Consider the following 16,646-nt stretch of genomic DNA (forward strand, 5'->3'; position numbering starts at 1 on the left):
GCGCGCCGGCGCCGCGACTCCATCCCATGACACTGCGGCGGACCGCCCCGCGACAACCGGTCCGGGCGGATGTGTCGGATCCGAGACCGAGCGGCCGGCCGCGGCCCGCCCGGCGGCCCCTTGGAACAGCGGGGCGGCGCGGTCGTACGATTTCGTCGAACGTTCTGCTGTCGAAGGGAACCATCCATGACCACGGGTATCGAACAGCTCGAGTTTCAGGCGGAGACGCGTCAGCTGCTGGATCTGCTGATCCATTCGGTGTATTCGAACAAGGACACCTTCCTCCGGGAACTCGTCTCCAACTCGTCGGACGCGCTGGACAAGCTCAAGCTCGAGGCGTTCCGCAACAAGGACCTGCAGGTCGACACGTCGGATCTGCACATCGAGATCGAGGTCGACAAGGAGCAGCGCACCCTCACCGTCCGCGACAACGGCATCGGCATGTCCCGGGACGAGGTGGTCGACATGATCGGCACCCTCGCGAAGTCGGGCACCGCGGAACTGCGGCGCAAGCTGCGCGAGGCGCAGGAGTCGGCCGCGCCGGAGGAACTCATCGGCCAGTTCGGGGTCGGCTTCTACTCGACCTTCATGGTGGCCGACAAGGTGACCCTGCTGACCCGCAAGGCCGGCGAGCACGACGGCACCCGGTGGGAGTCGAGCGGCGAGTCGACCTACACGATCGAGACGGTCGAGGGCGCACCCCAGGGCACGTCGGTGACGCTGCACCTCAAGCCGGAGGACACCGAGGATCACCTGTTCGACTACACGGCCGAGTGGAAGATCAAGGAGATCGTCAAGCGCTACTCGGATTTCATCGCCTGGCCGATCCGGATGCAGGTCGAACGCACCAAGCCCGCCGAGGGGGAGGGGTCCGTCGCCGAAGTGGTCCGCGAGACGGAGACCCTGAACTCGATGAAGGCGCTGTGGGCGCGCTCGAAGGACGACGTCTCCGCGGAGGAGTACAGCGAGTTCTACAAGCACGTCAGCCACGCGTGGGACGAGCCGCTCGAGGTCGTCCCGATGAAGGCCGAGGGCACATTCGAATACCAGGCGCTGCTGTTCATCCCGTCGCAGGCGCCGTTCGACCTGTTCATGCGCGAGCGCAAGACCGGGATCCACCTCTACGTCAAGCGCGTGTTCATCATGGACGACTGCGAGGAGCTGATCCCGGAGTACCTGCGGTTCGTCAAGGGCGTGGTCGACGCCCAGGACCTGTCGCTCAACGTCTCGCGCGAGATCCTGCAGCAGGACAGGCAGATCCGCGCGATCCGCCGGCGGCTCACCAAGAAGGTGCTGTCCACGATCCAGGACATGGCGACCACCGAGAAGGAGAAGTACCGGACCTTCTGGTCGCAGTTCGGCCGGGTCCTCAAGGAGGGTCTGCTCTCGGATTTCGACAACCGCGACACCCTGCTCGCCGTGTCCTCCTTCGAGTCCACGCACAGCGAGGACTCGACGACGACGCTCGCCGAGTACGTCTCGCGGATGAAGGAAGGCCAGGACGAGATCTTCTACATGACCGGCGAGTCCCGGCAGCAGATCGAGAGCTCCCCGCACATGGAGGCCTTCCGCGCCAAGGGCTTCGAGGTGCTGCTGCTCACCGACCCGGTCGACGAGATGTGGGTGGGGTCCGTGCCCGAGTTCGAGGGCAAGCCGTTCCAGTCGATCGCCAAGGGCGAGGTGGATCTCGGTACCGAGGACGAGAAGAAGGCCGCCGAGGCCGAGCGTGAGGAGCGGGAGAAGGATTACGCCGACCTGCTGTCGTGGCTCGGCGAGACGCTCGACGAGCACGTGAAGCAGGTGCGGCTGTCGTCGCGGCTGACCACGTCGCCCGCGTGCCTCGTCGGCGACACGTTCGCCATGTCGCCCGCCCTCGAACGGATGTACCGGGCGTCGGGCCAGCCCGTCCCGCACACCAAGCGCATCCTCGAGCTCAACCCGGACCACCCGTTGGTCACGGCGCTGCGCGACGCGCACGCCCGGCACGCCGACGACCCGACGCTCGGCGAGACCGCCGAGTTGCTGTACGGCACCGCGCTGCTCGCCGAGGGCGGCGAACTCGAGGACCCGGCGGCGTTCGCCCGTCTGCTCGCCGATCGCCTCGCGCGCACGCTGTAACCGCTCACCCCTTCCGGCCGAATGTCACATCGCGTCGATTCGATCGACGTGGTGTGACATTCGGTCCGTGCGTGGTGGGGGTGCGGCGACCCGATAGGCTCACACCATGGCCGGCGTGGACGGGGTGTTGTTCGATATCGAGGGCGTGATCGTGACGTCGTGGGAACCCGTGCCGGGCGCCGCCGAGGTGCTTGCCGGGCTCCGCGAGCGCGGGGTGCATCGGGCCTTCCTGACCAACACCACGTCGCGGACCTGCGCGCAGATCGCCGAGAGCCTCACCGGGCTGGGCATGCCGGTCGAGCCCGCCGAGATCGTGACGGCCGCGTCCCTCACCGCCGAGTACCTGCGCCAGACCTACCCGGACCGGCGCTGCTGGGTGCTCAACCACGGCGACGTGGAGGCGGACCTCGAGGGCATCGTGCGCGACGAGGACGATCCCGAGGTGGTCGTGCTCGGCGGGGCCGGGCCGGAGTTCAGCCACCGCGCCCTCAGCCGCGTCGCCGAGCTCATGCTCGACGGGGTGCCGGTGGTCGCGATGCACCGCGGCTCCACGTGGCAGTCCGCGGACGGCCTGCGCATCGACACCGGCGTGTACCTGCCCGGTCTCGAGGAACTCACCGGGCAGACCGTCGTCGCGGTCGGCAAGCCGTCGATGCGGGGCTTCCTCGCCGCGGCCGAGCTGATGGGCACCGAACCGGACCGGATGGCCGTGGTGGGCGACGATCTCCACGCGGAGGTCATCCCCGGCCAGCGCCTCGGCATGACGGGAATCCTGGTGCGCACCGGCAAGTTTCGGCAGTCGGTGCTCGACCTCGCGGTCGAGCGTCCCGATCGGGTGATCGATTCGGTCGCCGCCCTGCCGGAGCTCCTCGACACGCTGTGACGCCGTCTCGCCCCGGGCGGGTGTGACCGGTACCCTCGCCGCCGGGGGAGTCGCCCCCGTCCGGGCATCCGAGCCCAGCGAGTCCCGGCCCAGCGCAGAGGAGACCTTGTTGTCCATCCGATCCATCCGTGCCGTCGTAGTCCCCCGCCGCCTCCTCCGGGCCGGTGTCGTCGCCGCTCTCGGCGTCGCGTCGGCCGCCCTGCTCGGCGTGGGTACCGCGACGGCGGCGCCGGTGACGTGCGTGTCGCCGCCGTCGGCCAACGAGATCCTGGTCTCCGACGCCGCCAGCTGCGGCGCGACGGCCGCCGAGGGCGGCACGGCCCACTCCTTCGCCTCCGAGAGCGGCACCGCGGTGTCGGCGGCGCAGACGGCCGGCGCGGCCGAGGCCCACGCGACGGGGTTCGGGACCGCCCTGAGCGGCGCCCAGAACGGTGGCCGCTCCTACGCGTACGCCCTCGGCGGCGGACTGAGCCATTCCTCGGCGCAGGGCCCGGTGACGACGGTGTCGGTCGCGGGCTGGGGGTCGGGGGCGACGGCCGATCCGACCGGGGTGACCTGCGTCGGCCCGCAGTCGTTCGCCGTCAACACGGCCACCGGTCAGTGGTGCGCCGTCGGCGTCGGTTCCACGCGTCGCTGAGAACACACCGCAGCGGTCTTGCGCGACGGGGGTGGCGGGTGCTCCAGACCTTGCACTCGCCACCCTCGAGTGCTAAGAATGCTCTTGGCACTCGCAACACGTGAGTGCCAGGTCGGGACGGTGAGGCCGGGAATATCGACACCCCTGGTCGTCCGTCGCGGGCACTGCTTCCGGCCGAAGGCGTACATGGGGCGACCCGACGAGCGGTCGCCCTGCGTGTCACCCCCATATCCGGAGGATCACTTCGCAATGGCCAAGATCATCGCGTTCGACGAAGAGGCCCGTCGCGGCCTCGAGCGGGGCCTGAACAGCCTCGCCGACGCTGTCAAGGTGACGTTGGGGCCCAAGGGTCGCAACGTCGTGCTCGAGAAGAAGTGGGGCGCCCCCACGATCACCAACGATGGTGTGTCCATCGCCAAGGAGATCGAGCTCGAGGACCCGTACGAGAAGATCGGCGCCGAGCTGGTCAAGGAAGTTGCCAAGAAGACGGACGACGTCGCGGGTGACGGCACCACCACCGCCACCGTCCTCGCCCAGGCGCTGGTGCGCGAGGGTCTGCGCAACGTCGCCGCCGGTGCGAACCCCCTCGGCCTCAAGCGCGGCATCGAGAAGGCCGTCGAGGCCGTCACTGCCAAGCTGCTCGACACCGCCAAGGAGGTCGAGACCAAGGAGCAGATCGGCGCCACCGCCGGCATCTCCGCGGGCGACCCCGCGATCGGTGAGCTGATCGCCGAGGCCATCGACAAGGTGGGCAAGGAAGGCGTCATCACCGTCGAGGAGTCCAACACCTTCGGCCTGCAGCTCGAGCTGACCGAGGGCATGCGCTTCGACAAGGGCTACATCTCGCTGTACTTCGCCACCGACGCCGAGCGTCAGGAGGCCGTGCTCGAGGACGCGTACATCCTGCTCGTGTCGGGCAAGATCTCGACCGTCAAGGACCTGCTGCCGCTGCTGGAGAAGGTCATCCAGTCCGGCAAGCCGCTGGCGATCATCGCCGAGGACGTCGAGGGTGAGGCTCTGTCCACCCTGGTCGTCAACAAGATCCGTGGCACCTTCAAGTCGGTCGCCATCAAGGCCCCCGGCTTCGGTGACCGCCGCAAGGCCCAGCTCGCCGATATCGCCATCCTCACCGGTGGCGAGGTCATCAGCGAAGAGGTCGGTCTCTCCCTCGAGACCGCAGGTCTCGAGCTGCTCGGCCGTGCGCGCAAGGTCGTCGTCACCAAGGACGAGACCACCATCGTCGACGGTGCCGGCGACGCCGACGCCATCGCCGGTCGCGTGAACCAGATCCGCGCCGAGATCGAGGCGTCGGACTCGGACTACGACCGCGAGAAGCTGCAGGAGCGTCTGGCCAAGCTGGCCGGCGGCGTTGCGGTCATCAAGGCCGGTGCCGCCACCGAGGTCGAGCTCAAGGAGCGCAAGCACCGCATCGAGGATGCCGTCCGCAACGCCAAGGCTGCGGTCGAGGAGGGCATCGTCGCCGGTGGTGGCGTCGCGCTGCTGCAGGCCGCGCCGGTTCTGGACGACCTGAAGCTCGAGGGTGACGAGGCCACCGGTGCCAACATCGTCAAGGTTGCCCTCGAGGCCCCGCTGAAGCAGATCGCCTTCAACGCCGGCCTCGAGCCCGGCGTCGTCGCCGAGAAGGTCCGCAACCTGCCCGCCGGCCACGGCCTCAACGCCGCCACCGGCGAGTACGAGGACCTGCTGGCTGCCGGCATCAACGACCCGGTCAAGGTCACCCGCTCGGCGCTGCAGAACGCGGCGTCCATCGCGGCCCTGTTCCTGACCACCGAGGCTGTCGTCGCCGACAAGCCGGAGAAGGCCGCCGCTCCCGCCGGCGACCCGACCGGCGGCATGGGTGGCATGGACTTCTGATCCACGCCCGACCGTCTTCGAGGCCCGGTTCCACTTCGGTGGGGCCGGGCCTCGTGGCGTCGAGGGCTCGGCCCGGGCCGAGCGGCGGGGCGCGCAGGCCCCGGCGTGCGCGAAGTTCCGACGGGTGCAGGAATGCCTGCCGCCGCCGGGAAATCGGGGAAATGTTCCGCCGCGCCGAGTGCTGGAGTGCAGTTCGGGGCGGCCGCGCGGCGCTTCCCGGGCGGCCGGGGACGCAATTCTTTTCGTTAAACATTCCGTTTTTGCGCACTCACAATGCGGAAATCTTCGCGTTCCGGAATTTTCCGCTCTGCACCTGCATAAATGCCGCGGAAATGCATCGAGAACAAGGCCGCATTTCCGGGGTGTGAATTGTCTCACGCCCTGAATTCGCCGGCTCGCAGCGCACAATTCGCGGGGCCCGTGCCACACTCGGAATTGTGATCGGGAACGATCCGGTCGCGTGCAGAAGCGGCGGGCCGGAAATTCCGGCCGGTCGAGAAACACGAGACAAAGGAGTCGGACAATGCTCGGATCCGTTCAGGACATTCTCAACCTCCTGCTGGAGACCTTCGGTGACTTCGCCGACATCCTCGGCACGGGCAGCGCGGAGGCCGGTGAGACCACCCAGCAGGCCGTGAGCTGATCGTCGGCCCGAGAGGGAGTCGGAGGGTTTCCCTTCTCGAGCTGCCTCGATCCACAGCACTCGGCCGCAGCGGCGCACGTCGTCGCTGCGGCCGAGTGCTGTCCGGGGTTTCCGGTGTGACCGGCCCGTTCCCATCGAGGGGTGATTTTTCCGATTTCTGCGTTCTCGACTCGTGACATGTTGTAACAATGGCGTCGCGGTCGCAGTTCCAGGCCGCGCATCCGTGACACCGACGAAATCAAGGAGGAGTCGCCATGGGGTCTCTCGCGGACATCATCGGTTGGGTACTCGAGAATTTCGATCTGCTGGAGGTTCTGGACTCGCTGAGCGCCGGCGACGACTAGCAGCCACCCACCACCTGGACGGAGAAGATCATGATCGGCAGCCTGCTCGACCTCATCACGCCCATCCTCGAACTGATCGCCGACCTCGGCTCCGGCAGCACGGACTAGTCCCGGGCCCGAGACCGCAGTCGAATCGCAGCCGCAGCCGCAGGATCTCCTGCCGCTGTGGCTGCGGTCGTGAGGTGTCCGGCCGGTTCACACCGCCACGGCCGCGGCGACCGCACGCTTCGCCAGCCGCGCCGCGATCGCGGCACACACCAGCAACTGGATCTGGTGGAACAACATGAGCGGCAGGACGATCAGCCCGATCGGCTGGCCCGGGAACAGCACCGTCGCCATCGGCAGGCCCGTGGCGAGCGACTTCGTCGAGCCGCAGAACAGGATCGTCGCGCGGTCCTCGTAGGAGAAGCCCAGGCGCGGTGCGCCGAACCACGTGATCGCCAGGACCAGCGCGAGCAGCACGAGGCACACGCCCACGAGGGCGAGCAGCCGCGCGGGCGACAGGCTCGACCAGATGCCCTCGTTCATGCCGCGGCTGAACGCGACGTACACGACGAGCAGGATCGAACCGCGGTCGACGATCTTCAGCGGCCTGCCGTGGGCCTTGACCCACCCGCCGATCCAGCGGCGCACGAACTGGCCCGCGAGGAACGGAACCAGCAGCATGAGCACGATGTCGAGCACCGCAGAGGCGCTGAACGTCACGCCCTGCGTGGTCATCGTCAGCGCGACGAGCAGCGGCGTGACGAAGATGCCGAGCAGGCTCGACGCGCTGGCGGAGACGACCGCCCCCGGGATGTTGCCCCGGGCCACCGAGACCAGCGCGATCGACGACTGCACCGTCGAGGGCAGCAGGCACAGGTAGAGGACGCCGAGATACAACGGCTCGGTCAGGACCGCCGGCACGAGGACCTTCGTCGCCAGACCGAGCAGCGGGAACACCGCGAACGTGGTGGCGAGGATCGTCAGGTGCAGGCGCCAGTGCTTGAGGCCTTCGAGGGCCTCGTGCGTGGACAGGCGAGCTCCGTAGAGGAAGAACAGCAGGCCGATGGCGATCTTCGAGGCCCACGTGACGGCGGTCAGGGCCGTGCCCTCGGCCGGCAGCAGCGCCGCGATCGCGACGGTGGCGAGGATGCCGACGAGGAAGGGGTCGAGGCGTCCGAGCACGGGGATCCTGGAGAACATGAGTCGACGCTAGGTCACCGCACGCCCATCCAGGAAACCGATCACCGCGATTACTGTCATCACGAATCGTGATTGAATACCGTGGTGTTCGATCCCGTTCACCTGCGCAGCTTCCTGGCCGTGGAACGCGCCCGCAGCTTCACGCTCGCCGCGCGACGGCTCGGCCTGCGCCAGTCCACGGTCAGTCAGCACGTCGGCAAGCTCGAGCAGGCCGCCGGCCGCCGGATGTTCCTGCGGGACACGCACGCGGTCGATCTCACCGCCGACGGCGCAGCCATGCTGGGCTTCGCCCGGGACATCCTCGATCGGCACGACGCGGCCCGGCGGTACTTCTCGGAGTCGCCGATCAGCGGGCGGCTGCGCTTCGGGGCCTCGGAGGACCTGGTGCTGCACGAACTGCCCGCCATCCTCGCGGAGTTCCGGCGCAGTCATCCCCGGGTGGATTTCGAGCTCACCGTCGCGCTGAGCGAGGACCTGCATCGGCGCCTCGACGACGGGGACCTCGACCTGGTCTTCGGCAAGCGCCGGCCGGGGGAACGACACGGGGAGCTGATCTTCCGGGACCGGCTGGTGTTCCACGCCGCACCGGACTTCGTGGTCGAGCCCGACGGGCCGATCCCGCTGGTGACGTATCCGCCGCCGGCGCTGACCCGCGAGATCGCCCTCGACACGCTCCGGCGCGCCGGACTCGGAGCGCGCATCACCTGCACCACCGACAGCCTCAACGGCCTGCGCGCAGCCGTCCTCGCCGGGCTCGGCGTCGTGCTCCACGCTGCCCGGCTGCCGCCGGCGGGGCTCGTTCCCGTGCGCGCGGGACGACTGCCCGACGCGGGGGAGGTCGAGTTCGTGCTGCTGTCGCGGCGTTCGGTCCTCAACGAACCCGAGCGGGCACTGCGTGCCGTGATCCTCGCGAACGCCGACCGGCTCGGCCGGGACGGCTGACCGTCGTTGTGCGGCGTGCGCCCGTTCCGGCCGGCGGCGCGGGCGCACGCCGCGGGGGAGAGCGGTGAGCTCGTCCCTCTCACTCGGGCAGCAGCATCCACAGCGCCAGGTAGACCAGCGCCGCACCGCCTCCGGTGACGAACGCGGCGACCACCACACCGGCGCGGACGAGGTTGACGTCGATGCCGAAGTATTCGGCGAGACCGCCGCACACGCCACCGAGCATGCGCTGCGAGCGGGAACGGGCGAAGGGACGGGGACCGGGGGTGCTGTTCTCGAATGTCATGCGACAAGCGTGCCGCCGCGGGCCTGCCGGCCACATCGGGTGACGCCCCGATTCCTACCCTGATCTTTCGTCTCGGGGTTCGTCCTCAGCGGCGCTTGGCGAGCGTCTTCTTGAAGATCACCAGGGGCAGCAGCATCCGGGCGATCAGCGCGACGGCCCACACGATCACCGTCGCGAGGATCCAGGTCGCCGCGCCCCGGATCTGCAGGCCGTCGCTGACGAGCGAGGTGACGATCAGCGCCACCAGCGTCGAGATGAGCGCGCTGCTGCCCAGGAGCGCGGGGGTCTTGGTCACCGCCAGCTGACGCAGCAGGGGGTCGACGAGCATCGCGGCCACAGTGAACAGGACGACGGCGATGACGAAGGCGACGCCGTCGAGCGTCATGCCGGGCAGGACCCAGGCACCGACGAGCAGCGCCAGAGCGTTGGCGAGCAGTGCGACGACCGCGGACGCGAGCAGACGGACCATGCCAGGAGACTAGCCCCCACCGGCCGGGAGGGTGAACCGACAAGCCGACGAGGCGGGCCGGAATCCCGGCCCGCCTCGAGGCGCCGGATCGTCGGCGCGGCGCGAGAACTCGTCAGATGCAGACCACCGCCAGGCCCACGCCCCGCCAGACCTGCGTCTCGACGCGCTCGAACTCGTCCTTGTCGTGGTTGTACCGCATGTCGATCTCGGTGCGGTAGCCCCTGTCGCGCTGTTCGGTGACATGGCAGTCGCCTGACGCCGTGCCGGCGCGGTTGACCACGCCGTACGGCACGCCCTGCGCCTCGAGCGCGGCCCGGGCGCTGTGTTCGCTCATGCCGACCACGTTCGGAGCCGGCTGGGCCGCCGCCGCGGTGCCGGTGCCCAGCAGCACCGACGCGGCCGCCGCGCACACGGCCGCGGTGACGGAGGTGTGCAGCAAAACCCTTCCACGGCGGGATCTTTCGGGAACGGAGTGGGAACTGCTCGTGGTGGATGTCATGCCTTTCAGCGTGCCGACCGGCGGGCCGGCTCCACATCGGGTGACGCCCCGATCCCTACCCTGATCTTTCGTCTCGGGGTTCGCGCGCCGTGTGCTCCGTAGGATCTGTGCATGGCCGGACCGACGCGTGTGGCGCTCGCCCTGGGCAGCGGGGGTGCCCGCGGCTACGCCCACATCGGCGTGATCGAGGTGCTCGAGGAACGCGGCTTCGACATCACCGGGGTGGCGGGCTCGTCCATGGGCGCGCTCGTCGGCGGGCTGTACGCGGCGGGCAAGCTCGACGACTACACCCGCTGGGCGACATCGTTGACCCAGCTCGACGTGCTGCGCCTGCTCGACGTGTCGCTGTCCGCGCCGGGCGCCATCCACGCCGAGAAGATCCTCGACAAGGTGCGCGAGATCCTCGGCGACACCCCCATCGAGGGGCTGCGGATCCCGTATACGGCGGTCGCGACGGACCTGGCCGCCGGCCGGTCCGTGTGGTTCCAGCGCGGCCCCGTCGACGTGGCGATCCGCGCCTCCATCGCGATCCCCGGCGTGATCACCCCGTACGTGCTCAACGGGCGGGTGCTCGCGGACGGCGGAATCCTCGATCCGCTGCCACTCGCCCCGATCCTCGCCGCCGGTGCCGACGTCACCATCGGTGTCAGTCTCGGGGCGGAGGAGCGCGACGTCGAGGGCGGCGCCCCGGCCCACGCGAGTGCGGAGCCGCGACCGGTCGACGAGTGGATCGGCCGCTTCCGCCGCAGCGCCGCGCAACTGCTCGAGCGCGACGTCGTCCGCTCGGTGGTCGGTCGCTTCGGCAGCGGGCAGGTGGCACGCAGCGATGCCGTGGAGGACGTGGCGCCCGAGGAGACCGAGGTCGTCGACGATCCGGTACCGGTCCCGAAGCTCAGCCGCTTCGAGGTGATGAACCGTTCGCTCGATCTGATGCAGTCGGCCCTCGCCCGGTATCAGCTCGCCGGGTACCCGCCGGACGTGCTCATCCGCGTCCCTCGCAAGTCGGGACGCAGCCTCGACTTCCACCGTGCGGCCGAGATGATCGCGCTCGGCCGCAGCCTCACGGAGTCCGCCCTCGACGCCGCGGGGCTCGGCGTCGCGCCGGTCGCCGAACCGGCTGACCCGGACACCGGAACCGCCTAGGCTGAGCCGGTGGAGACCGTACCGATCCAGCTGCCGGGCGGCACGACGACGCCGGTCCGCCTGTTTCCCGGTCCGGAACACCCGGCCCGCATCGACGCGCCACGGCCCGTGGTGGTGATCCTGCCCGGCCTCGGCATCCCGGCGGGCTACTACGAGCCCGTCGCCGAGGCGCTCACCGGGCACGGGTTCGACGCCGCGCTCTGCGAGCTGCCCGGGCAGGGCGACAGCCGCCCCCGTCCCGGACCCGACAGCGACTACGGCTACCAGGAACTGGTGGCCGTCGACCTGCCGGCGATGTTCGAGGTGGTGCACGAACGGTTCCTCGACTCCACCCCGTACCTCCTGGGGCATTCGATGGGCGGTCAGCTCGGGGTGCTCTATGCCTCCCGCAATCCCGGACGCCTCGGCGGGCTGATCCTCGTCGCCGCGGGCACCCCCTACTACCGTCACCACGCGGGCATCCGCGGGCCGGGTCTGCTCCTCGGGTCCGCGGCGATGTCGATCACCGCGAGCGTGGCCGGGTTCTGGCCCGGCGATCGGCTCGACGTCGCCGGTTTCGGCCGCCAGTCCCGGCTGCTCATCTCGGACTGGGCGCGCCTGGCCCGCAGCGGACGTTTCGAGCCCCGCGGCGCCGACGTCGACTACGAGCAGCGGCTGGCCGAGCTGAGCCTGCCGGTCCTGTCCGTCACCGTCGAGGGCGACGACATGACGCCCGTCCCCGCCGCCCGGCACCTGCTCGAGAAGATGCCCGCCGCGGACGTGACGACGTGGCACCAGTCCCGGCCGCTGGGGCACAACGGGTGGATCCGCGACAACGCGGACACCGTCGACCGCATCTCCGCCTGGTTGAAGGACCGGTGAGCGCGGCCTCCTACCGGGACAGCATGCGCTCGAGGAACGTGAACGTCAGTGCCGCCTTGAACGCGGCCTGGGCGTTGTCCGCGGCACCGCCGTGCCCGCCCTCGATGTTCTCGTAGTACCAGACCTCGTGCCCCTGTTCCTCGAGCCGGGCCACCATCTTCCGGGCGTGACCGGGATGCACCCGGTCGTCCCGGGTCGAGGTGGTGATCAGGATCGGCGGGTACGCCGCGTCCGGGTCGGTGTTCTGGTACGGCGAGTACTCGCGCAGGAAGGCCCATTCGTCGGGGTCGTCGGGGTCGCCGTACTCGGCCATCCACGACGCCCCGGCGAGCAGCAGGTGATACCGCTTCATGTCCAGCAGCGGCACCTGGCACACGATCGTCCCGAACAGTTCGGGGTAGCGGGTGAGCATCACGCCCATGAGCAGACCGCCGTTGCTGCCACCCTGGATGCCGAGCCGGTCGGCGGTGGTGATGCCGCGCGCGACCAGATCCCGCGCCACCGCGGCGAAGTCCTCGAACACCCGGGGCCGGTTCTCCTTCAGCGCCTGGGTGTGCCACTGCGGCCCGTACTCTCCGCCGCCGCGGATGTTGGCGATCACGTAGGTGTACCCGCGTTCGAGCCACGCCAGGCCCACGCCGCCGCTGTACGCCGGCACCATCGAGTTCTCGAATCCGCCGTAGCCGTACAGCAGGGTCGGCGCCGGGGACGAGGTGTTGCGGCCCACCACGAAGTACGGAACCTGGGTTCCGTCGTCCGAGGTGGCGAAATACTGTGTGACGGTCACGTTCTCGGCGTCGAAGAACGCCGGGGCCTGCTTGATCGGCTCCAGCGGGCTGCCGACCGTGCCGGACAGCAGCGTCGCGGGCACGGTGAAACCGCTGGAGTTGAGGAAGAATTCGTCGCTCTCGAGCGGGTCGACGTCGATCACGGAGGTGGAGGTCGCGGCCGGCACGTCCTCGAGGGGCCGATCGGTCCACCCGTCCGCTCCCGGGGTGAGCATCCGCACCTCGGTCTGCACGTCGCGCAGCGCGACCACCAGCAGGTGGTTCCGCGTCCAGGCGTACTGTTCCAGCGAGGTGTGCGCGTCCGGGGCGAACAGCACCGTCATCTCGCGCGACCCGGCCAGGAACTCGGGGTAGTTCGCGGCCAGCAGGGTGCCCGCCGGATGTCCGAGCCACGGCGACCGGGTCCTGATCAGCAGGTGGTCGCGGTACACGGAGACCTTCGCGTCGTCGGGGGCCTCGATCCGGACGAGCTCCCCGTCGGGCCGCAACTCGAAACGGTGCGACGTGTAGAAGTCGATCGCGCGCTCGACGAAACTGCGCTCGAAGCCGGGGGTGCGGTCGTACCAGGCGGAGACGGCGACGTCGGACTTGTCGCCCTCGTACACCGTCTCGGCCGCGGACAGCGGGGTACCGCGGCGCCAGCGCTTGGCCAGGCGCGGATATCCGGAGTCGGTGAGCGAGCCGTCGCCGAAATCGGTGCCGACGTACACGGTGTCCGCATCGATCCAGCCGATGTCGGTCTTCGCCTCCGGCACCGTGAAACTGTCCGGCCCGTCGACGAACTTCCGTGATTCCACATCGAACTCGCGGATCACGGTGGCGTCGGCGCCGCCGCGCGACAGGCCGATCAGGGCCCGGGACTGGTCGGGCCGCAGCACCTGCGCGCCCGACCACACCCAGTTCTCGCCCTCCGCCTCGGCGACCGCATCGAGGTCGACCAGCACGTCCCAGTCCGGGGCGTCGCGCAGGTACTGCTCCATGGTGGTGCGCCGCCACAGACCGCGCACGTGCCGAGCGTCGCGCCAGTAGTTGTACAGGTACTCGCCGCGACGCCGCGCGTACGGAATGCGCGCGTCGGTGTCGAGGACCTCCCGGATCCGGGACTGCAGCGTCTCGAACGCCTCGGTGCGGGTGTACTCGTCGACGGTGCGGTCGTTGTGCGCGCGCACCCACCCGAGTTGCTGGTCGCCGGTGACGTCCTCGAGCCAGAGGTACGGGTCGTTCGTGTCGTCGGTCATCTGGTGTTCGGCGCGGATACTCCCTCGTGCACGGGGGAGAGAAGGCGCCGTCCTCCTCTCGAGGGGTGTGAGGGTGTCGGGGAAACCTGTCGGTGGGTCCGGTTGGCGTGCCCGGTATGGGGGTCGAGGTGGTGCGCTACAACTACCGGTTGCGGCCGGGCAGTATCGCCGAACATGCACTGATGCAGGAGTGGCATCGTTGCCGATTCTTGTGGAACGAGGCGGTGCACCAACACAAGGCCGGTGGCAGGCCGACGTTCGGGAAGCTGGCCACGCAGTTGACCGAAGCGCGGAAACGCTCGTCGTGGTTGCGGGACGGTTCCCAGGTGGCGCAGCAGCAGACGCTGCGAACCTATGCACAAGCGTTGGAGGCATCCTTCACGGTGAAAGGGCGTGGCCGCCCCAGAGGCAAGTCGTGGAAGACGACGTCGCCGTCGCTCGAGTACACCCGGCGCGGCTTCCGGATCCGGGACGGGCGGTTGGTGCTCGCCAAGGGTGTCAGCATCCCGGTGGTGTGGTCGCGGGAGTTGCCGTCGGAGCCGTCGAGTGTGCGCATCACCCGCGATTCGCCGGGGCACTGGTACGCCTCGTTCGTGGTGACCCGCGAGGTGGAACCGGCACCGGGAGCCCCGAGCGGTTCCGGGATCGGTGTGGATTGGGGTGGGGCCCGGACCGCGACGACCACCGACGAGAGATTCGACCTGTCCTACGGTGGGCATCGGAAACGCTGCGCGGCGGAGCCGGCGAAAGCCCAACGGAAGACGGCGCGCCGCCGCGGGAAGGGCCACCCGCCGTCGAAGGGCTACCGGCGCGCCCGCACACACGCGGCGAAGATCGTGACGAAGGCCGCGTGCCGGAACCGGCACGAGGCGCGGGTGTGGGCGAAACGTGTGGTCGACAACCAGGAGTTGATTGCGGTGGAGGATTTCCGGCCGCGGTTTATGGCGAGGTCGACGATGGCTCGTCAGGCCGCGGACGCGGCGATCGGGTCGGCGAAACGGGAGTTGATCGAGCGGGGCAGCCGGGCCGACCGGAAGGTGGTGATGGTGCGGCCCGCGTACACGACCATGACGTGTTCGAGGTGTTTCGCGAGAACCAAGCAGCGTCTCGAACTCGCGGAACGGATCTTCCGGTGCCAGGGCTGCGGCTATATCGCATGCCGGGACCGGAACGCTGCCAGAGTGGTTCTGGCTGTGGCGGAGCGTGGCCACACCGGTGTCGACGACGTCAGTCAATCGGATCACCTCCTTCGGGTCGGTGCTGCGGTTGCGGTCTGAGCTGGGAATCTCCTGCCTTCAGGCAGGAGAGGCGTTGAGCGCAATTGTTACTCATCCGGCCCCGGGCGACCCGGTGGGGACCGCGGCGCGCGACGCAAACGCCGCACCCGCCACACTGGCGGCATGCAGCTCCACCCCTCCGACGCCCAGCGGGACTGGCTCGACGACCGCGTCCGCAGCGACCAGTTCCTGCTGTTCTGCTTCGAGGAGCCGGCCGGCGACCCCGGCCACCTGGTGGCGGAGCTGCGGCGACGGGCGTCGGCCGTCGTCGAGCTGCGGCTGCACGCCGTGGCGGTGCCGGGCGATCTGGACTATCCGTACTGGGCGACCGGGCCCGTCGGCGCCGACCGGTTCGTCGTGCACCGGCTGCCGGATCCGTCCTGGCCGGGCGTGCAGGAGGCCCTCGGTGAGCTGCTCACCGACCGGCTCGACATCCGGGCCTCGCCGTGGCGGCTGCACCTGTTGCCCGGCGTGACGGGGGCACCGCGTTGCGCCGCGGCCGCAACCGTTGTCGTGCTGCAGGTTTCGCACGCCTTCGCGGACGGGGCCCGCGCGTCCGCCCTGGCCCGGGCGTTGCTGTCCGGCACCGCCCCCGCCGGCGACGGGGCCCCGGCCGGGCCGGAGGCGCCGGCGGTGCCGGTAATGCTGCTGCGGGCCGCGGCCCGGGTGCCGCTCCAGCTGGGCTCGCTGCTGGTGACGGGGGCACGCGCGGGTCGCGCCGAACGGGAACTGGCCGATCCGGCCGTCCCGCCGCCGGCCCCGGGCTGCCCGCCGAGCGCCGTGAACACCGATCCCGGCCCGCGGCGTGCCGTGCGGACGATCGTGTGCCCGGCGACGGACCTGCGCACGGTGGGGACCGTGACCGTCGGTGCGCTGACCGCGATCGGGTCCGCGCTCGCCGAGTTCCTCGGCGACTTCCCGGCCGACCGGCTCGGCGCGGAGGTGCCCGTCTCCCTCGCCGGAAACAGGTTGTCGCGCAATGCCTACCGCAGCACCGGCGTCCGGCTGTTCGCGCACGTGCGCGATCTCCGTGAACGCGCCGCGGCCATCGCGGACGACCTGGCGCAGCGGCGGCGACGGATCACGCATCCGGCCATGGATCTGCGGGATCGTCCGCTCGCGCACGTCCCGGCCCCGCTGCTGCGGTTCGGGCTCGCCCGCGCCGACTTCGGCGCGGTGCCGCGGACCGTCACCGGCACTACGGTCGTGTCGAGCGTGTACCGCGGCGCGGGCGATCTGGTGCTCGGTGGCGCCGTCGTGCGCTTCACCGCCGGGTTCCCGGGCCTGTCGCCCGTCATGGGACTGACCCACGGCGTGCACGGGATCGGCGACGTGGTCACGCTGTCGGTCACGACCAGTCCGCAGGTGCTCGAGCCCGGGGAACTGGACCGGTACGAGACCGTGCTGCGTGCCGCCGTCGCGCAGGTGGCGCGCGCGTAGGGAAGGTGTGCCCGAACC

Annotated in this window: 14 protein-coding genes; 9 read left to right on the top strand and 5 right to left on the bottom strand. The window is 70.0% G+C overall.

The window, feature by feature from the left end; all coding sequences use genetic code 11:
• Nucleotides 1-186 precede the first annotated feature (186 nt).
• The 4 genes from htpG (at nt 187) to groL (ending at nt 5,513) form a co-directional block, all read left to right on the top strand.
• Nucleotides 187-2,118: a molecular chaperone HtpG gene (gene htpG, locus JYA75_RS11820; RefSeq protein ID WP_203330067.1), complete on the top strand. Its 1,932-nt coding sequence runs from the start codon at nt 187-189 to the stop codon at nt 2,116-2,118.
• Between the two features lie 106 nt (nt 2,119-2,224).
• Nucleotides 2,225-3,001, top strand: coding sequence for an HAD-IIA family hydrolase (locus JYA75_RS11825; RefSeq protein WP_006932403.1), 777 nt, complete (start codon nt 2,225-2,227; stop codon nt 2,999-3,001).
• Between the two features lie 109 nt (nt 3,002-3,110).
• The gene (locus JYA75_RS11830) at nt 3,111-3,638 is read left to right on the top strand and encodes a DUF6764 family protein (protein WP_006932398.1); all 528 of its coding nucleotides are present in this window, start codon (nt 3,111-3,113) and stop codon (nt 3,636-3,638) included.
• Between the two features lie 249 nt (nt 3,639-3,887).
• On the top strand, nt 3,888-5,513 hold the full coding sequence (gene groL, locus JYA75_RS11835; protein WP_006932397.1) for a chaperonin GroEL: 1,626 nt from the start codon (nt 3,888-3,890) through the stop codon (nt 5,511-5,513).
• A gap of 1,182 nt (nt 5,514-6,695) precedes the next feature.
• On the opposite strand, the gene JYA75_RS11840 is transcribed toward groL, so the two are convergent.
• Nucleotides 6,696-7,685: a bile acid:sodium symporter family protein gene (locus tag JYA75_RS11840; RefSeq protein ID WP_203330068.1), complete on the bottom strand. Its 990-nt coding sequence runs from the start codon at nt 7,683-7,685 to the stop codon at nt 6,696-6,698.
• Between the two features lie 84 nt (nt 7,686-7,769).
• On the opposite strand from JYA75_RS11840, the gene JYA75_RS11845 reads away from it, so the two are divergent.
• On the top strand, nt 7,770-8,627 hold the full coding sequence (locus tag JYA75_RS11845; protein ID WP_203330069.1) for a LysR substrate-binding domain-containing protein: 858 nt from the start codon (nt 7,770-7,772) through the stop codon (nt 8,625-8,627).
• Nucleotides 8,628-8,706: 79 nt separating this feature from the next.
• Here the strand turns inward: JYA75_RS11845 and JYA75_RS11850 are convergent, their stop codons facing one another.
• The 3 genes from JYA75_RS11850 to JYA75_RS11860 all read right to left on the bottom strand — a co-directional run bounded on the left by JYA75_RS11850 (nt 8,707) and on the right by JYA75_RS11860 (nt 9,818).
• Nucleotides 8,707-8,913: a PspC domain-containing protein gene (locus JYA75_RS11850; RefSeq protein WP_029545293.1), complete on the bottom strand. Its 207-nt coding sequence runs from the start codon at nt 8,911-8,913 to the stop codon at nt 8,707-8,709.
• Between the two features lie 85 nt (nt 8,914-8,998).
• Nucleotides 8,999-9,382: a phage holin family protein gene (locus JYA75_RS11855; protein ID WP_029545290.1), complete on the bottom strand. Its 384-nt coding sequence runs from the start codon at nt 9,380-9,382 to the stop codon at nt 8,999-9,001.
• Nucleotides 9,383-9,494: 112 nt separating this feature from the next.
• The gene (locus JYA75_RS11860; RefSeq protein WP_065923413.1) at nt 9,495-9,818 is read right to left on the bottom strand and encodes a PASTA domain-containing protein; all 324 of its coding nucleotides are present in this window, start codon (nt 9,816-9,818) and stop codon (nt 9,495-9,497) included.
• 174 nt (nt 9,819-9,992) lie between these two features.
• Here JYA75_RS11860 and JYA75_RS11865 point away from each other — a divergent pair, with 174 nt between their 5' ends.
• Nucleotides 9,993-11,024: a patatin-like phospholipase family protein gene (locus JYA75_RS11865; protein WP_029545286.1), complete on the top strand. Its 1,032-nt coding sequence runs from the start codon at nt 9,993-9,995 to the stop codon at nt 11,022-11,024.
• Between the two features lie 9 nt (nt 11,025-11,033).
• Nucleotides 11,034-11,885, top strand: a complete 852-nt coding sequence (locus JYA75_RS11870; RefSeq protein ID WP_006932928.1) for an alpha/beta fold hydrolase — start codon at nt 11,034-11,036, stop codon at nt 11,883-11,885.
• 10 nt (nt 11,886-11,895) lie between these two features.
• Here the strand turns inward: JYA75_RS11870 and JYA75_RS11875 are convergent, their stop codons facing one another.
• The gene (locus JYA75_RS11875) at nt 11,896-14,091 is read right to left on the bottom strand and encodes a prolyl oligopeptidase family serine peptidase (protein WP_255326775.1); all 2,196 of its coding nucleotides are present in this window, start codon (nt 14,089-14,091) and stop codon (nt 11,896-11,898) included.
• Between JYA75_RS11875 and JYA75_RS11880 the strand changes: the two genes are divergently transcribed.
• A complete protein-coding gene (locus JYA75_RS11880) occupies nt 14,028-15,188 on the top strand; it encodes an RNA-guided endonuclease TnpB family protein (protein ID WP_065922275.1) in 1,161 nt (386 codons plus the stop codon). The genes JYA75_RS11875 and JYA75_RS11880 overlap by 64 nt on opposite strands.
• Nucleotides 15,189-15,311: 123 nt before the next feature.
• On the top strand, nt 15,312-16,628 hold the full coding sequence (locus JYA75_RS11885) for a wax ester/triacylglycerol synthase domain-containing protein (RefSeq protein WP_065922276.1): 1,317 nt from the start codon (nt 15,312-15,314) through the stop codon (nt 16,626-16,628).
• The last annotated feature ends 18 nt before the right edge of the window (nt 16,629-16,646 follow it).

The organism is Rhodococcus sp. PSBB066, assembly GCF_017068255.1.
GTDB lineage: Bacteria > Actinomycetota > Actinomycetes > Mycobacteriales > Mycobacteriaceae > Rhodococcus > Rhodococcus aetherivorans.